Origin of the sequence: Blautia caccae, assembly GCF_040095955.1 — a bacterium.
GTDB classification, from domain to species: Bacteria; Bacillota; Clostridia; order Lachnospirales; family Lachnospiraceae; genus Blautia; species Blautia celeris.
In genome coordinates this window covers 21,599-37,932 of the sequence record NZ_JBBMFP010000008.1, presented here as the reverse complement: position 1 = coordinate 37,932, position 16,334 = coordinate 21,599, and the positions used below count along the sequence as shown (strand labels likewise).

12 protein-coding genes are annotated in these 16,334 nt (G+C 41.3%); 10 read left to right on the top strand and 2 right to left on the bottom strand.

What is annotated here, in order from left to right; genetic code table 11:
* Window positions 1-129 precede the first annotated feature (129 nt).
* From WMO65_RS10245 to WMO65_RS10235, 3 genes are read left to right on the top strand one after another with little or no spacing between them, the layout of a single operon-like run.
* The gene (locus WMO65_RS10245) at window positions 130-1,062 is read left to right on the top strand and encodes an ABC transporter ATP-binding protein (RefSeq protein WP_103731829.1); all 933 of its coding nucleotides are present in this window, start codon (window positions 130-132) and stop codon (window positions 1,060-1,062) included.
* An 11-nt stretch (window positions 1,063-1,073) separates the two neighbouring features.
* Entirely contained in the window at window positions 1,074-2,213 is a 1,140-nt protein-coding gene (locus WMO65_RS10240) for an ABC transporter permease (protein ID WP_103731828.1), read from the top strand.
* Window positions 2,200-3,411 carry an ABC transporter permease gene (locus WMO65_RS10235; protein ID WP_148391720.1) on the top strand — a complete coding sequence of 404 codons (1,212 nt, stop codon included), beginning with the start codon at window positions 2,200-2,202 and terminating at the stop codon, window positions 3,409-3,411. The genes WMO65_RS10240 and WMO65_RS10235 overlap by 14 nt, the downstream gene beginning before the upstream one ends.
* A gap of 53 nt (window positions 3,412-3,464) precedes the next feature.
* Here WMO65_RS10235 and WMO65_RS10230 read toward each other — a convergent pair whose 3' ends face one another.
* Both WMO65_RS10230 and WMO65_RS10225 read right to left on the bottom strand, forming a co-directional pair.
* The gene (locus tag WMO65_RS10230; protein WP_148391721.1) at window positions 3,465-4,574 is read right to left on the bottom strand and encodes an SLC13 family permease; all 1,110 of its coding nucleotides are present in this window, start codon (window positions 4,572-4,574) and stop codon (window positions 3,465-3,467) included.
* Between the two features lie 8 nt (window positions 4,575-4,582).
* Complete coding sequence (locus WMO65_RS10225) at window positions 4,583-4,834, bottom strand: TIGR03905 family TSCPD domain-containing protein (protein WP_033142095.1); 252 nt, start codon at window positions 4,832-4,834, stop codon at window positions 4,583-4,585.
* Window positions 4,835-6,020: 1,186 nt separating this feature from the next.
* Between WMO65_RS10225 and WMO65_RS10220 the strand changes: the two genes are divergently transcribed.
* The 7 genes from WMO65_RS10220 (at window position 6,021) to WMO65_RS10190 (ending at window position 16,274) form a co-directional block, all read left to right on the top strand.
* On the top strand, window positions 6,021-6,962 hold the full coding sequence (locus WMO65_RS10220; protein WP_256139560.1) for a hypothetical protein: 942 nt from the start codon (window positions 6,021-6,023) through the stop codon (window positions 6,960-6,962).
* 157 nt (window positions 6,963-7,119) lie between these two features.
* Window positions 7,120-7,380: a hypothetical protein gene (locus tag WMO65_RS10215; protein ID WP_256139561.1), complete on the top strand. Its 261-nt coding sequence runs from the start codon at window positions 7,120-7,122 to the stop codon at window positions 7,378-7,380.
* 499 nt (window positions 7,381-7,879) lie between these two features.
* Complete coding sequence (locus WMO65_RS10210) at window positions 7,880-8,683, top strand: prepilin-type N-terminal cleavage/methylation domain-containing protein (protein ID WP_148393966.1); 804 nt, start codon at window positions 7,880-7,882, stop codon at window positions 8,681-8,683.
* A 169-nt stretch (window positions 8,684-8,852) separates the two neighbouring features.
* Window positions 8,853-10,115 (top strand): AfsR/SARP family transcriptional regulator, encoded by a 1,263-nt coding sequence (locus WMO65_RS10205; RefSeq protein WP_256139562.1) that lies wholly within the window; start codon window positions 8,853-8,855, stop codon window positions 10,113-10,115.
* Window positions 10,116-10,151: 36 nt separating this feature from the next.
* Window positions 10,152-10,601: a hypothetical protein gene (locus WMO65_RS10200; RefSeq protein ID WP_033142049.1), complete on the top strand. Its 450-nt coding sequence runs from the start codon at window positions 10,152-10,154 to the stop codon at window positions 10,599-10,601.
* A gap of 212 nt (window positions 10,602-10,813) precedes the next feature.
* Entirely contained in the window at window positions 10,814-11,023 is a 210-nt protein-coding gene (locus WMO65_RS10195) for a hypothetical protein (protein WP_148393968.1), read from the top strand.
* Complete coding sequence (locus tag WMO65_RS10190; RefSeq protein WP_148393969.1) at window positions 11,013-16,274, top strand: DUF7604 domain-containing protein; 5,262 nt, start codon at window positions 11,013-11,015, stop codon at window positions 16,272-16,274. Before WMO65_RS10195 ends, WMO65_RS10190 begins: the two co-directional genes overlap by 11 nt.
* The last annotated feature ends 60 nt before the right edge of the window (window positions 16,275-16,334 follow it).

Here is a 16,334-nt window from a genome sequence, read left to right as displayed (position 1 = left end):
AAGTAAGGTGCAGCAGGAAGAAATGACAAATGTCATGTACAGAGGCCTGTATTCATGACAACGCTCACTGTCCCCGGCAGCAGATACCTGTTAGAATGAAGTCAGATAAGAAAAAGGGAGGATTAACCTATGATCATAGAAGTGAACAATCTCGTAAAACGATATAAAGACCTGGTAGCCCTGGACCATTTTGAGCTTCATGTTGAACAGGGTGAGATATACGGCCTGCTCGGGCCAAACGGCAGCGGCAAGACTACAGCGATCAACTGTATGCTGTCTCTGCTGAAATACGACAGAGGGGAGATCCGGCTTTTCGGTGAACCCATGGCACCGGACAACCGGGCAGTAAAGCAGCGGATTGGCGTTGTCATGCAAAATGTGGCGGTTTTCAGCGAACTGACTGTATATGAAAATATAGATTATTTCTGCGGCATGTATGTCCCTGAAAAGACAAAGCGGAAAGCCCTGGTCGAGGAAGCTCTGGAATTTACGGATCTGAAAGACTTCAGAAAGTTTCTGCCCAGAAAGTTAAGCGGCGGTCTTTTAAGGCGTCTGAACATTGCATGCGGCATAGCACACAAGCCGGAGCTGATCTTTATGGATGAGCCGACAGTGGCCGTTGACCCCCAGAGCAGAAACAGCATTCTGGAAGGCATCAAAAAGCTGAATAAGAACGGCGCTACCATTATTTACACCACACATTACATGGAAGAGGTGGAGCAGATATGTTCTCGCATCATGATCATGGATAAGGGCAGGGAAATCGCCTCCGGCACAAAGGAGGAGCTGAAAGGCCTCATCCGCACAGGGGAGAAGATAACTGTGGAGGTGTCCGAGCTGGCACCGGATATCCTGGAAAAAATCCGGAAAGCAGAGGGGGTCCTTAACGCGGAATATGAGGGAAATCTTCTTCAGGTACAGTGTGAGAGCGGCGGTCACAGCCTTATTACGCTGCTGGATATCCTCAAAAAGAATAAAATCTATTTCGGCAGAATATTCTCAGAGCCGCCGACCTTAAATGATGTCTTTCTGGAAATTACGGGAAAAGAGCTGAGGGATTAGGAGGGATATATATGTTCTGGAATATTTACAGCAAACGTTTACTGAGCTGCTTACGGAACAGAGACCAGCTTATATGGATTTGGGCCTTTCCGCTGATTCTGGCCACTCTGTTTTATTTTACCCTGTCATCCGTGGGGGAGGCAGATAATCTGAAAGCCATACCCACAGGTGTGGTCACAGACGCGGCATATGAGGCGGACCCCATGTTCGGCCAGGTGCTTGATCAGGTGGGCAGCGGGGAGGATGCGCTTCTTAACATAACGGAATACACCCGGGAGAATGAGGCGGACAGAGACCTGGAGACAGGCAAGATCGCCGGATATATCCTGCTTCAGGACAATACCCCGAAGCTTATGGTAAAGCAAGACGGAATGAACCAGACCATACTGAAGAGCTTTCTGGACCGCTATGTGCAGACAGAGGGAAATATAAAGGCGATTATGGAGAAAAATCCGGACTACAATCTTAACTGGGAGGAGATCATGGGCGGGGCTTCCCTGACAGAGAATATGTCACTCTCCTCACAGCCCTATTCCCCCATCCTGAATCCTTACTACGGCCTGATAGCAATGGTATGCATGTACGGTGGGATGCAGGGCCTTATGAGCATCACCTATCTGCAGGGGAACCTCTCTCCTCTCGGAGCCAGACGTATGATGGCGCCTCTTAGCAGGATCCGGGTGATCTTCTGTGATATGACAGGAAGCATAACCGTGCATATGATGAGCCTGCTGTTTCTTCTGTTTTACATTACAGTGATTCTGAAGGTGGACTTTGGAAACAAGCTGCCGCTTCTTGTTCTGACCTGTTTTGTTGGCTCCATTCTGGGCGTAGCATTCGGCACGGCGGTCAGTTGTCTGTCAAAGCTGGGAGAGAGCATGAAGGTGGGCATACTGGTATCTGTTACCATGCTCTGCTGCTTCGGTGCAGGTATGATGGAATCCAGTATGAAGTACCTGATAGACCAGAAGTTTCCGGTCATCTCCTGGCTGAACCCTGCAGCGAGAATTTCGGATGCATTATACTGTCTGTATTATTTTGACGACTATCAGAGATACGGTCAGAATATAGCGGTGATCATGGCTATGTCGGCTGTTCTGCTGCTGTTGTCAGGCGTATCATTAAGGAGGCAGAGTTATGAGAGTATTTAAGGCGTGTCTTTTGGTAATAAAGCGCAGAATGGTTACATTTGCCACCTATTTCGCTATATTTATCGGCCTGTCCATTCTGCTTTCACAGTTTTCTAAAGAGAGCTTTAACAGCGGATTTGAGGAGAGCCGTCCGGAATTTACCGTGATAAACAGGGACGGGGAAACCCCATACACGGAAAAAATGATGGATTTTCTGAAGGAACACGGAACCTATGTGCCCCTGGAGGATAGTATGGAGGCCCTCAAGGATGCCAGGTTCAACGACGCAGTCAGTTATATCCTCATTATACCGGAGGGATTCCAGGATGCCCTGCAGAAGGATAAACCCATAAAGCTCCTGGAAAATATGACACAGAATTCCGCGTCAGGCTATCAGATGAGTAGTTATGTCAACCAATATTGGGATTATATAAGAACATGGGAAAAAATAGGGGGGAACCCTGACAAAGAGAAGACAGCAGATAAAGTTCTGGAACTGCTGGGAACCGGCGCTAAGGTGGAAAAACGCCAGTATCTGAAAACGCAGCCCGTATCTGCCGGTTATCAGGCCCAGTATCAGGTGGCGCCGTATATTATACTTGTCATCTGTGTACTCTGCATCACATCTATTTTTCTCAGTTTCCAGCGCTCAGATATCAGGATGAGAAATATGTGCGGGCCTTTGAAACCATTCACACGGCTGTGGCAGATGGGGCTGGGATGTGCCAGCGTGGGGATCGTATTTTGGATACTGCTCACCATAGCCGGGTTTATCATATATTATGACTCGGTGAAGGAAATGGATATCAGAATAACCGCACTGATCCTTCTGAACAGCTTTGTCATGCTTCTGTTAGCCATGGCGATTTCTGTGCTGGCTGCGCTCTTTGTGAGAGATGCCAACACCCAGAACGCTGTTGCCAATATACTGGCGCTGGGCCTGTCATTTCTTGGAGGAGCCTTTGTGCCTACCAGCATTATGGGGGAAAGCGTGCTGAAGTTTGCAAAATGCCTGCCTGTGTACTGGTATGAAGAATGTCTGAACGAGATCAGCGGTCTTACCGGCTTCGGTATGGAGAACCTGATGCCTGTGTGGAAATGCATGGGGATATTGATGGGATTTACCGCAGCCATCCTCTGTATCACTTTAGCTGTCAATAAGCAGAAGAGCGGCGCTGAGGAGTCCTTTGGAAGCAACAAGACGGAAATAGAATTATAGCCTCTAAGCGGGCACTTTGAAACAGCCGGAGTTCAGCGATGAAGTCCGGCTGTTTAAAGGATACAGGCAGCCGCCAGAAGAAGGAGCAGCCCGCCCGCATTCAGGGAAAGGAACAGCAGCAGGTAGGATTTTAAATCAGCCTGTTCTGTTTTCAGATAAAATTTCAGGGATATAAGGCTTGCAAGGGAGGCAATGGGAGTTCCCAGGCCTCCCAGATTTGTCCCCAGAAGGAGGGCCTTCCAGTTCTCCGTGAAAGAGGACAACAGTACAGCAGCAGGCACATTGCTGATAACCTGGCTGGAAAGTACAGCAGTCAGCATCCCGTTTTTTTCCATCAATCCGGACAAAAAGGCACGCACTGCCTCCATCCTTCCCAGATTTCCGGAAAAGATAAAAAAGCAGATAAAAGTGGCAAGCAGAAAATAATCCACACTCCGAAACAGATCCCTGGAGAAAAGCAGCATACATGCAAGCACACACAGGGTCAGAACCTGATAAGACAGAACATGGAAGATGGTCAGCAGACACATAAGGAAAAGTACGGCAAAGACAGCCAGAAGCCGCGGCTGTTCCAGCGGTGAAGACTCCTTAAAATACACCCTTATGGGTTCCCTGCGCACAAAGCAGATGCAGAACAGAAGCAGCACCAGACTGATAGCGACAAAGGGGAGCATGGTAAGGAAAAAGCTGCCCATCCCCAGGTCATATCTGGAACAGAGGTAAAGATTCTGCGGATTACCGGGCGGAGTTGCCATACTTCCCAGATTGGCGGCAATGGTCTGCAGCACAATGACAGGTGAGGTATACCTGTCCTGTTTTATAATATGCAGCACCAGTATGGTGAACGGGACAAAGGTGAGGAGCGCCACATCGTTTGTGATCACCATGGAGCTGAAGAAGGGGAGCAGGACCAGAACCAGTGCAAGTCCCCGCATGTGGTTCTGTGCTCCCAGAAGCTTTTCCGCCATTATACGGAAAATACCGCATTTCTGAAAGCCTGCCGTCACTGCCATGAGACAGAACAGAAGGCAGAGGGTACGAAGGTCTATGTAACCTGCATAAGCTTTATCCGGCTTCACGGCAAGCATGGAGAGCAGGGCAAAAAGGAGAGAGATGCAGAATACAGTCTCTCCCCTGATGAGTTTTTGAAAATAAGATTTCATATTTCAGTTTACGCATTCTGTGCCTTGATGGATTCCAGAGCCAGTGCAAGCTGATCCGGGCAGGAAGTGCCGCGTCCGCCGCAGTCGGTTCCTTTCAGGCGTTCGATGACTTCGTTAACCTTCATTCCCTTTACAAGGCTGGCAATTCCCTTTGTATTGCCATTGCATCCTCCGTTGAATTTTACAGATGCGATGGTGTCTCCGTCCAGCTCGATCTCGATAGAACGTGAACATACGCCTCTTGTCTTATATACAGTCATGATATATTCCTCCATTCGTATTATCTGCGGATAATTATAGCAGATATGAGAGGAAAAGAAAATAGGGGATTTTTGCATTGTATTTTCGGCTGTTTTTGCCCGTTTTTGGCTACGGTTCCCGGATTTTTCGTAACAGTTCAGACAGGTCTGTGCATTTATCACACTGACCGCCAGCCCACCGCGAAGCGATTTTTAATGGCTGGATGCGCAATGGTTCGGCTTGTCTGAACTGTTATGGAATCTTAAGGTATACCTATAATTCTAAGATATTGAATTAAGATAGTAGGTAAAGCAGAAAGAAAATTTGTCCAGGAACTTAAGGGATACTAATAATTTTAAACTCTTGGATTGAATTATAGGTAAAGCAGAAGGAAAAATTGGTCAGAAACTTAGGAAATACCTATAATTCTAAAATGTTAGAGTTGAATAGTAGGTAAAACAGGAAGAAAAATTGTCAGAAACTTAGGAAATACCTATAATTCTAAAATGTTAGAGTTGAATAGTAGGTAAAACAGGAAGAAAAATTGGTCAGAAACTTAAGAAATGCCTATAATTTTAAAATGTTAGAGTTGAATAGTAGGTAAAGCAGGAAGAAAAATTGGTTAGAAACTTAAGAAATGCCTATAATTTTAAAATGTTAGAGTTGAATAGTAGGTAAAGCAGGAAGAAAAATTGGTTAGAAACTTAAGAAATGCCTATAATTCTAAAATGCTAGAAATGAATAGTAGGTAAAGCAGGAAGAGAATCTGATCAGAATCTCCAGAAATGTTTATAATTCTAAGATATTGGAACGGAATAGCAGGTAATCTTTCATAGGCCAAGTCAGACTTACTGGAAGTGCCGGGGCTTTCTGAATTTTTGCTGTATATCTGCGATAAGCGAGGCTATAGTTCGGCCTTCCGGCTGAATTGTAACGATTTTTCTAAAATAATAGAAAAAGGTTATAGAATCTTTATTGACTTTAAATGGTATATCATGTAAGCTTTTAAAAACAGCGGAAATGTTACCGCTTAAATTTACATATTTTCTTATAGCGCAGAATTTCTCTGCATCACGGCATCTCGCCGTTTATTCCCAATATTTATTTTAAAAAAGTTCGGACAGGAATCGGGGGTGGTATCCATGACGATATTTTTATGATTGCATGTTAATTATAAATTTGCTAAAATAAAGAGAGGATATGTATATGAGCGATGTTGCATATCAGAATAAAGATATTGTATCCAAGATACTTACAGATGGAATGAAAGAAAAATCTTTCGCGGTCTACGGTGTACCCATGTCAAGGATTAAGGACGTACTTCCGGTTAATCTGCCTGCAATTGAGGCAAACGAGATGGCCACAGACAACCTGTTTAGGCTGGAGGATGACAGCTATGCGGTTGTGGACTATGAAAGTTCTTTTTCAGAAAAGAGCAAGATAAAATATGTGTGTCATATTGCGAGAATCCTTAAAAAGTACGGAAGTATTATGAAGCTCAGAATGATAGTCCTATGCACATCCAGCACCTGCCGCATCAATACGGTACTGGATGCAGGATGCCTTCGCCTCAGCATTGAACCGGGATATCTGTCTTCTATCGAAACGGACAGGGTATTTGAAAATATCAGAAAACAGATAGAGGACGGGAAGAAGCTCAATGATACAGAAGTCATGCAGATGATTGTCCTTCCGCTGACGGTGAAGAATAGGGAAGAACAGAAGGAATTATTAGAAGAGGTGGTAAACCTGGCAAAGAATATAAAAGAGGAAGAGCAGCAGATGTTCGTCCTGTCAGGTGTCATTACCTTTGCTGATAAGATCATAGAACCGGATTTCGCAAGACGGGTAGAGGAGTGGATAAAGATGACGAAAGTAGGAAGATTATTTGAAGAGGAGAAACTGCAGGCTATGGCAGATGTAAGGCAGTCTATGGAAAAGACTATAGCAGAGAAAGATATGGCTCTGGCAGAAAAAGATATGGCTCTGGCGGTGGCAGAAAAAGAGAAGGCTATAGCTATTGCCGAAAAACAGCATGAGGCATTAAAATTGGCATCGGTCAGACTGCTGTTAAAAGGCAGTTCTCCTAAGGAAGTATCCAAAACAACAGGTCTGCCGTTAAAAGAAATTGAAGAGTTCTTGAAATGAGTGTGTAATACATACTGCATTATTAGAAGAGGTGGTAAACCTGGCAAAGAATATAAAAGAGGAAGAGCAGCAGATGTTCGTCCTGTCAGGTGTCATTACTTTTGCTAATAAGATCATAGAACCGGATTTCGCAAGAAGGGTAGAGGAGAGGATAAAGATGACGAAAGTAGGAAGATTATTTGAAGAGGAGAAACTGCAGGCTGTGGCAGATGTAAGGCAGTCTATGGAAAAGACTATAGCAGAGAAAGATATGGCTTTGGCGGTGGCAGAAAAAGAGAAGGCTATAGCTATCGCCGAAAAACAGCATGAGACATTAAGATTAGCATCGGTCAGACTGCTGTTAAAAGGCAGCTCCCCCGAGGAAGTATCCAAAACAACAGGGCTGCCGTTAAAAGAAATTGAAGAGTTCTTAAAATGAGTGTACAATACATACTACATTATAAAACTTCCTTGTCATAGCACATAAAATAAGGTAAAGGCGCTATAAATGTGTCTTTACCTTTTCTTATTTACGATGCATATAGGAGAGACTATTATCTATTTTGGACACAGGAGCAGTGCAGACAAGCTTGCTGAGGTAATCTCGGATATGCTTGGGATATATTATATATAGAAGAAACAGGTATGAATGAAAGATACGCTGACATCATCAGATTATTTCTGTATAGTTTTTCTGTGCAGTTCGCCAGAAGGTAAGTAATTGAGGAATATAATTGTTTTTTAAAATTATGTAAACTAATAATGGGGGCTTAATAAAATATTAAGAATATTAGAAATGGGCATTTTCGGCGTAAAATGCCCATTTTTTGCATGATATGTACATATAAATGATTGACAGAGACAAACCTTTAGTAATATGATGGGAATATAAAAAATATTGGCAAATTATGCCCGTAAAAGGAAAGGCTGAAAATAAAATGCTGCAAAAGAAAAAGAAGAATCAGGGATTTACCCTGGTGGAATTAATTGTAGTAATTGTAATTATTTTGATACTTGCCGCAGTGGCAGTGCCTTCCATTACACGTTACGTGCAGAAGTCCAAGATCGCCAAATGTGCGAATCAGAGACATGAACTGGCGACGCAGTTTCAGATTATGGGGACGGATGTACCGGAGCTGGCGCTTTGTACCTTAGAAGGTGAAGTTGAGAATATCTTAAAAAAAGATGTTCTGGATTATATGATTGAGAATGGGTATTGTTCTCAAGATATTACAGTTTGCCCGGTATATAATGAGAAATATGAACTGGAGATATCTGTAGAGAATGGCCAGCAGCATGTGGAGTTTGTTTGTCAATGTGTTGACAGTGTTAAAGGATATGTTTCTACATGCTCAAAATATTATAATGAAATCATCAAAAATGGAAATAAAAATCCTGATAGAAAGGATTTACTTTCTAAGGTGGCTGACGAGAAAGGATTTATGAAAGTCTCTGATTCTATAAAGAGTAGTACTTTATTTAAAGATAAACCTTTATACTGGAAACCTTATTTTCTGGCAGACGGTACAATGGCATTATATGGAACAACAAATTCTGAAGGAGAGAATGCCTGGTCTAACTGGAATGCGTACCTTATATATTATAATGGACAAGTTTACCAAAGTACTAAGAAGAATGGTACAAAACCGACTAATGGTAATATAGCAAGTATGAATGGTATTAAAAAAGAGACAATGGAAGAATACCTTAAAAATCACGATTTCGAGAAGGTAGAAAAATAGTATAGATTTTGAATATTGACAGTGTCCGATAAGTTATCCACACAATGTTTAATGGCGTCTAAACTGCAGTTTTGTCGACGCATAAACCATTGACAAAAGATAGTACAAACTTTAGAATTAAAAATAATGATATGATAGGGCAATAAAACGAGCGGAGGCGTGCAGACAAATGGGAGAGAGTATGATAGAAGAAAAATTACCGGTGTTAAAAGTGCACATGTTGGGAGGCTTCTCCATGGAATATGGCGGCAAGCCCATATCCTTCCGCAGGAATACAGCAACCAAGTCCATGAAGCTGCTTCAGATACTGCTCCACTGCGGTGATGAAGGAATAGCGAGAAGCAAACTGCTGGAAAACTTATATGGAAGAGAAGAACTGGCGGATGTAGCCAACAATTTAAGGGTGACTTCCCACCGCCTCAAGAAAATGCTGGTGGATGCAGGCCTTCCCGAATATGATTATATCCAGATAAAGTCAGGCATATACCGCTGGTCAGGCCCAATGGAAGTTGAAGTGGATGCCCTGGTATTTTCCAACCTTGTGGATTTAAGTGAAAAAGAAAACAACGAAGATAAAAAAATCCAGCTCTTAAAAGATGCGTGTGAAGTATACCACGGAGAATTCCTTCCGGGCCTGTCCGGTGAGGATTGGGTACTTCTTGAAAGCGTTCAGTATAAAAAGAAATACACACAGGCTTTGGGACAAATATGCGATACCCTCATGAAACAGCGTGAATATGAAACGGTACTGGATTTATGTGAAAAGGCAAGTGAGCTGTATCCTTTCGATGAATGGCAGTCTGTTCAGGTAGACTGTCTCATGGCTCTGAACAGATATAAAGAAGCAATTCAGCTCTATGAAGATACTGCGAAACTGTTTTTTGAAGAGCTGGGAATCAGTCCTTCAGAAAAAATGATGAACCAGTTTAAAGAAATGAGCGCCAAGATGAGCCACAAACCACAGGCACTCAATGAGATCAAGGGCGGCCTGAAAGAAGAAGAGGAAGAGGAAGGGGCATTTTACTGCAACCTGCCGAGTTTCCGGGATGGCTATCGTCTGGTAAGGCGAATCATTGAGCGGAGCGGCCAGTCAGTGTACCTTATGCTGTGCACAGTAACAGACGGAAAAGGACATCCAATGGAAAATAAAGAGAAATTGGCTGCTATGACCGATGAACTGTATGACGCGATCAAACATTGTCTGCGCAGGGGGGATTCCTTTACAAAATATAGTCCCACACAGTTTTTGATTCTGCTGGTGGGCACGAATCAGGAAAACTGTTCTATGATTTTTGACCGCATTTCCCGCTATTTTGCCAGAGAACATAAATCATGGGAACAATATCTGGAATACTATGTATCATCTATAGCTGATGTGGAGAATGATAATTCCAGAATAAGTTTCCGAAGCAACGGGTTCCACTGGGATTAACAGAAAAGACCCGGAAATGACTGGAGAGTGTGGACTATGAACAAAGAAGAGGGTTTAAATATAAATATATCGGCGCCTAACCTGATTAGTGTCTGTGTTGATACCAGTGACCGGGGCGAGTTTTCCGGGCGTCTATACCAGTGCTACAGCGAAGAGCCATGGTGTTTTGAAAATGTGGTGCAGCTGCTGCATCTCATGGATAAGCTCTATGACTGCATCAGCTACCCCCAGGCTTCCACAGAGAGCCGCAGTTTTATAAAAAGAGATAAAGAACCAATACTCAAATTACAGAAGAAAATACCTCAGGAAACTATTCTAAAGCAAAAAGGCAGTGTCGCAACCTTTGCCATATATGTCCAATACAGGCAGAATGCTACGTGGCAGGGTGATGTACTCTGGATGGAAAGAGGGATAAAACAGCATTTTTACAGTGCATTAGAGCTGATCAAACTCATAGACAGTGCACTTGGAGAATATGAAATCTGACACAATTGTGCCGCCGGTAATCCGGCGGTATTTTTTTGCCCTTTTTTCATAAACTTCACAGAATCTTCATAGAACCATTACACAAGAAGAAACATTGAAAAATATTTTGAAAAAAGTAATGGATGTAATGCTTTGCGTAATGCTCCTTTCAGTACAATAAGAACAAAGTTAAGCAAGAGTCGAAAAAATAACCCAAAGGAGGCGAGAATGTTGTGAGTGGCAAAACCATTAAGAAGGATAAAGGAACTTTTATAGTAAAGGTTCATGAATGTCAGAATGCCACATGGCAGGGCAGTGTCCTGTGGGTAGAAGAACAGCAGGAGCAATATTTTCGCAGTGCATTGGAGTTATTGAAACTGATAGACGGAGCAATATCTGAAATAGAAGAAAAAATAGTAGAAGGAGGAAGCCATGAAAAGTAATATAAAGAAAAGAGTGTTAGCAGTTGTACTTTGCATGGTCCTGATGCTGAGTACTGGCATATCTACTATGGCAGATGGTGAGGTAGCAGCAGGAACTCCCGCACCGGAGAGCGGAGCCAGTCAGGAGCCTGCAGCAGCAAGTGTTGAGGGAGAAGCAGTTGAAGGAGAAACAGTTGAAGGAGAACAGACACCTGCAGAACAATCTACGGAAACACAGGAAGAGACACCCACTGAACCCAGCGCAGCAGAAAGCAAAGACGAACCGGCTGCAGACATAAACAGCGTATCTGGTGTAACAGAGCTGGTCGGCAGTAATGGAATTCAGAATGAAGCATCTGAACAGGAAACAGAAACAGATTTGACAGAACAGGAACCTGAAGTTGAAATCGTATCAGAGGCAACAGAATTAAAACAAGAGTTCACAGATGAAGCAGGAAATGTTACACAGCGTGTAATTGCAAATATACCGGAAGGTGCATTTCAGGCAAACGCTTCTGAAATAACCATGGAAGTTAATTATCTGGACGAAGCTGCAGAAAATCACGTAAAAGAACTGATGACAGCAGCACTTCCGGAGAACGAAATCCTTGGTGATTACATACTTTATGATATTAAGTTTAAAGTAAACGGAGAAGTAACAGAACCTCAGAAAGCAATTGCTATTACATTTGAAGGCAGCGGACTTCATATCGAAGACACAAAGAAAGCAAATGTTTTCTACCTCGATCCGGCTGACCCGGAAGTGCAGGATGATAAGGATGAAATCGTAGAGATCACTCAGAAGAGTGAAATGATTGAAAACCTTCAGAATGCAGGACAGAGCATTGAGAATATTGATGAGTATGATCTGTCTGAGATTTCTGTAAAGGAAGATGGGACAGCAGATCAGATTCTGATGGAGGGAAGGATTTCTACAGTTTATGGTTGTTATGTAGAAGAATATCCGGAACCGGTGCAGACATTGACTTATGAAGATGATGATGTTGTGGTTAATGTAAATGCATATACAGAAGATGCGATACCGGCAGGTGCATCTTTAAAGGTTGTTCCGATTCGGTCAGATGTTAAAGAGACTGAAGAGCAGTATAAAGAAGTAGAAGAACAGCTCAATAAAAAGGCTGAGAATGAAGACTATGACATTGAGGGTTTTCTTGCATATGATATTACTTTTGTCAATGAAAATGACGCAGAGGTAGAACCAAATGGATTTGTAAAAGTCTCAATGGAATACAAGAAAGAAGCAATACCAGATGAAGTAACAACATCCGATGATGCGAATCTCGATGTAACAGTAATGCATCTTGAGGAAAATGAAAACGGAGATATTAAAGATGTAGTCGATATGATTGCTGATACTGACAAAGAGGCTTCGGTTGATGTAACTGAGAATGTAAAAGTTAAAAAAGCAGAATTTAAAACGGAAAGCTTTTCTGTATTCACGCTTACTTGGAAAAACAGTAATGGAGGAAAATCTAGAACAATTAGATTTAATTACGTTGATAATGAAAATAATCCAATTCCAGGAAAAGGTGGAAGAGAAATATTAAATTCCAGCAATGAACAGATTGATTTGGCATCAGATGAATATCAAGTTGTTATTGACGGCTATGATTATAAATATACAACCATAGTTCGCTATGATAATACACCGAGAGTTAGATATATACGGCGTTACTTCAACAATATACAGTACAAGAATGAAAAGGATGATTGGACTAAAATCGATGAGACATCAGATACAGTCTATGATATCTATTTTGTTTATGATAAGCAGGATTCTGGTGGTGGAGATGCTGAAGAAGAAACATTAGGAGCTCCAAATCATAGAAAATACATTCAATATAATGCAGATGAAAAAGATTATACATTAACGCTGGATGTAACAGGAAAAAAAGGAGATACAGTTGGAGCAGATGTGCTATTTGTATTAGATCGTTCTGCTAGTATGACAAATAATTATTCAACTAGATTAGCAAATCTGAAAAAAGCAGTAGTAGCAGCTACAGATAGTTTATTGACAAAAGATTCATCTAACAGGGTGGCAGCAGTATGGTTTAGCTATGATGATACTGAAGACTCTAGTTTGGATACAGGATGGTATGATTATAGTCAAAAGAAATCATTTACTGATAAGATTAACGGAGTTAATAATGCAGAAGGCGGAACGAACTGGCAGCTAGGTATGCGGAAGGCTAATAATAAAATGGGCCAGCGTCCTTCTGATAGCAAGAACAGAAAATATGTTATTTTCATTTCTGACGGACAGCCTACTCAAAGTTATAAGGGTGTTACTGGAAGCTATTATGCTAATACTACACAAGGAAATGGAACTGGCTATAGTGATGATTATTTTAATAAGGCTGTAGAGGAGGTTCAGGAGGTAGGTTCTAAACAAAACCTAGCAAATTCAACATTTTACTCCGTGTATTTAGACAATAGTTCAATTAGCGGAACCTCATATACTGTTGGAGAACGAATGAGGACATTCGCAAATAAAATTAACGGATACGGAGGGATTCAGGCTTCAGGTGAAGATGCAACGGTAAGTATTCAGAACACGTTGAATAAAATTACAAAAAATATCCTGACACCGGCATTTAAGAATGTAACGATTAAGGATACTTTGAGTAAATATGTAGATTTAACAGAAACCCCTAATTTTACCGTTACTTATAAAAAGGGCGATACAACGTCAGTACTTACAAAAGATAGGGATTACACCTTAACGCAAAATGGTAAGGAGATTACATTGAGTCTTCTAAACGGTGCGGAACTGGACGATGGTGCAACTTATAGTTTGAGTTTTGACATAAAACCAACACAAGAGGCAATAGATGCATACACTGAAAATGGTGGTTACCTACATACTGGAGATGAAGATACAGATGCAGATGGTAATAGCACCAGTTCTGGCAAGAAAGGGTTCTATTCAAATGATAGTGCAGTTGTAAAATATCAGGAAAATGATAATACACCAGCACAAGCTGATTATAAGAAACCGGTTGTCCAAATAGACGAAGGGACTATCGATATTCCGGAAGACCCCAATCCAATTGACGGAAGTATTACTAAGACGATGGGAGCAGTAGGGGAGAACGGGAAATATCCTATCACTTTGCAGGTTAAGACGAGATTAGAGGAAACATCTGAAGAAGCAAAAGTAGACGTAATAATGGTTATGGATGTGTCCGGTAGTATGAGCGGCGATAGGCTTAAGGATACTAAAGCGGCGGCAACTTCTTTTGTGGAAGGATTTGTTGGAGCAAGGGGAACAATCAGTGAAAATCATCGGGTTGGTATAGTAACCTTCAGCACAAATGCTTCAATGAAAACTTTTGGTAATGAGAATTATTATAGCGGAAATGTCGATGAAATAATTAGTGTCATTAACAATATATCAGCTAATGGAGGGACTAATACAGAAAGTGGATTTATAAAGGCTAAAGAGATGGCAGCGAAATCAGTAAATAAAAAATATGTTATTTTCTTAACTGATGGTGTGCCAACTTATAGTGAGAGTTCTACTTCTGGAGGCAGCACATGTACAGTAGGTGAATATAATGCAGCTGTTGATAAAGCCATTGCTTTAAGGGAATCTGTAGATGGCATTTATACCATAGGATTACTTAATGGAATGAAAGATGGATCAAAGGATATGGATGTTGCTCGTAGACTTTTGGCAAGCGCAGACAGCAAGCATTATCAGACTGGATATGAAGCATGTTATAAACCAAAAACAGGTAGGTATGTAGACGATAGTACAGTAATTAGCAGTGAAAGTCAAACGGGGACGGTCGATTGGGATACCTCTGTAGATTGCACATATTCAGATGGTTATTTTGAAGTAACATCATCAGATGATGCGACAACCAAACTAGAAGCTATTTGGAAACAATTAGCTACAATTATTAATAATAAAACTGCAGGTTCTACTGGTAGTGGTTGGGTTGTTACCGATAAAATGGCGGATTATACAAGCTTTTGTGAACTTGATGGCGCTGATATGAATGGTTTCAAAGTGACCTTGTCTGAAGACAAACTTTCTTTAACAGCTACAATAGAAAATAAGAAAATCACAGTAGCCGAATTTAATAAAGAAACGGAAACTCTTATTTGGTATCTGAATGATGCACTGGCAGAAAAATCTATAATGTATAAACATGGTGTAGATTATACGTATACTTTAAAATACTATGTAGATTTTGAAGACAGTGGCAAAACTGAATTTAGAAGAACTAATGATACAACATATGTCACAAAAAAAGAAGGTGGAAAACTTTATCCTCCTAAAATGCCATTTTTCATAAATGTGATTGGCGATAAGGTAGAGGAGAATAGTGCCAACGGTTTAAATGGAGCTAAATTTGCCGTATATAGAAATCCGGATAAGACGGGACTTATTAAAGATGAGATAACCTCTGGCGAAATGGGACATTTTGCATTCCAGATTGGTCAAAGTGATATGATTTTGACAGAAAACGGTGATGGCAGTGAATCATATACAGTGACGGTATATTTGGAAGAGACGGAAGCACCCTATGGATTTAATAGAGATGAAGTGCTTCATCCGCTCACAATTAATGTTTCAAGGGTCACTTATCAGGAAGACTCGGGAGTCCCAAGCGGTGATGTTCAAATTGAATATTCTGAGATTGAGAATGATTTATTGAGTGTCAGCAGTAATGGTAATTTAAAACTTGTTTATACCAATAAACCTAAAGCAAATTGGGGAATAATCAAACGTAGTTCAAACAATCCGGAACTTCTTTTGAAAGAGGCAGAGTTTGAATTATACAAAAAAACAGGAGATCTTATTGATAAACAGCCATCTTATAAAGGTGTATCAGATGAGAATGGTGTAATTTCTAAATGGGTCGATTTGAACAGCGATACTCAAAAAGAAATATTGGGAAGATTAATTCCCGCCGGTACCTATATTTTAAAAGAAACAAAAGCCCCAATAGGATACACAATTAGTGATGAAACTTGGGTAGTTGAAATATCTTCAGATAAGGTAGTTATTAAGTCTGGTGATAAGGAAATATCACAAATTCCTTTGGGAGACTTGGAGAATATTTCCGGCGTAGATAAAAATGGTGCATATTTCTATTTTGATAACGCTGTGTTGTACGAACTTCCATCAACTGGCGGTTCAGGAATCTTCTTGTATATGGTTGGCGGTGTACTGCTGATGATAGCAGCATCCCTGCTTCTATATAAAAATAAAAGTAGGGAGGTGCTGGAAAAGTAAGAATATGATTACATTTTTCAGCGGTCCCAGCACCGCAAAAGTGTGGAACGCATTTAAGAT

What these genes read in the sequence shown, in the direction of transcription:
- WMO65_RS10245 (WP_103731829.1), top strand. Translation starts at nt 130, where the DNA reads ATGATCATAGAAGTGAACAATCTCGTAAAACGATATAAAGACCTGGTA.
- WMO65_RS10240 (WP_103731828.1), top strand. Translation starts at nt 1,074, where the DNA reads ATGTTCTGGAATATTTACAGCAAACGTTTACTGAGCTGCTTACGGAAC.
- WMO65_RS10235 (WP_148391720.1), top strand. Translation starts at nt 2,200, where the DNA reads ATGAGAGTATTTAAGGCGTGTCTTTTGGTAATAAAGCGCAGAATGGTT.
- WMO65_RS10230 (WP_148391721.1), bottom strand. Translation starts at nt 4,574, where the DNA reads ATGAAATCTTATTTTCAAAAACTCATCAGGGGAGAGACTGTATTCTGC.
- WMO65_RS10225 (WP_033142095.1), bottom strand. Translation starts at nt 4,834, where the DNA reads ATGACTGTATATAAGACAAGAGGCGTATGTTCACGTTCTATCGAGATC.
- WMO65_RS10220 (WP_256139560.1), top strand. Translation starts at nt 6,021, where the DNA reads ATGAGCGATGTTGCATATCAGAATAAAGATATTGTATCCAAGATACTT.
- WMO65_RS10215 (WP_256139561.1), top strand. Translation starts at nt 7,120, where the DNA reads ATGACGAAAGTAGGAAGATTATTTGAAGAGGAGAAACTGCAGGCTGTG.
- WMO65_RS10210 (WP_148393966.1), top strand. Translation starts at nt 7,880, where the DNA reads ATGCTGCAAAAGAAAAAGAAGAATCAGGGATTTACCCTGGTGGAATTA.
- WMO65_RS10205 (WP_256139562.1), top strand. Translation starts at nt 8,853, where the DNA reads ATGGGAGAGAGTATGATAGAAGAAAAATTACCGGTGTTAAAAGTGCAC.
- WMO65_RS10200 (WP_033142049.1), top strand. Translation starts at nt 10,152, where the DNA reads ATGAACAAAGAAGAGGGTTTAAATATAAATATATCGGCGCCTAACCTG.
- WMO65_RS10190 (WP_148393969.1), top strand. Translation starts at nt 11,013, where the DNA reads ATGAAAAGTAATATAAAGAAAAGAGTGTTAGCAGTTGTACTTTGCATG.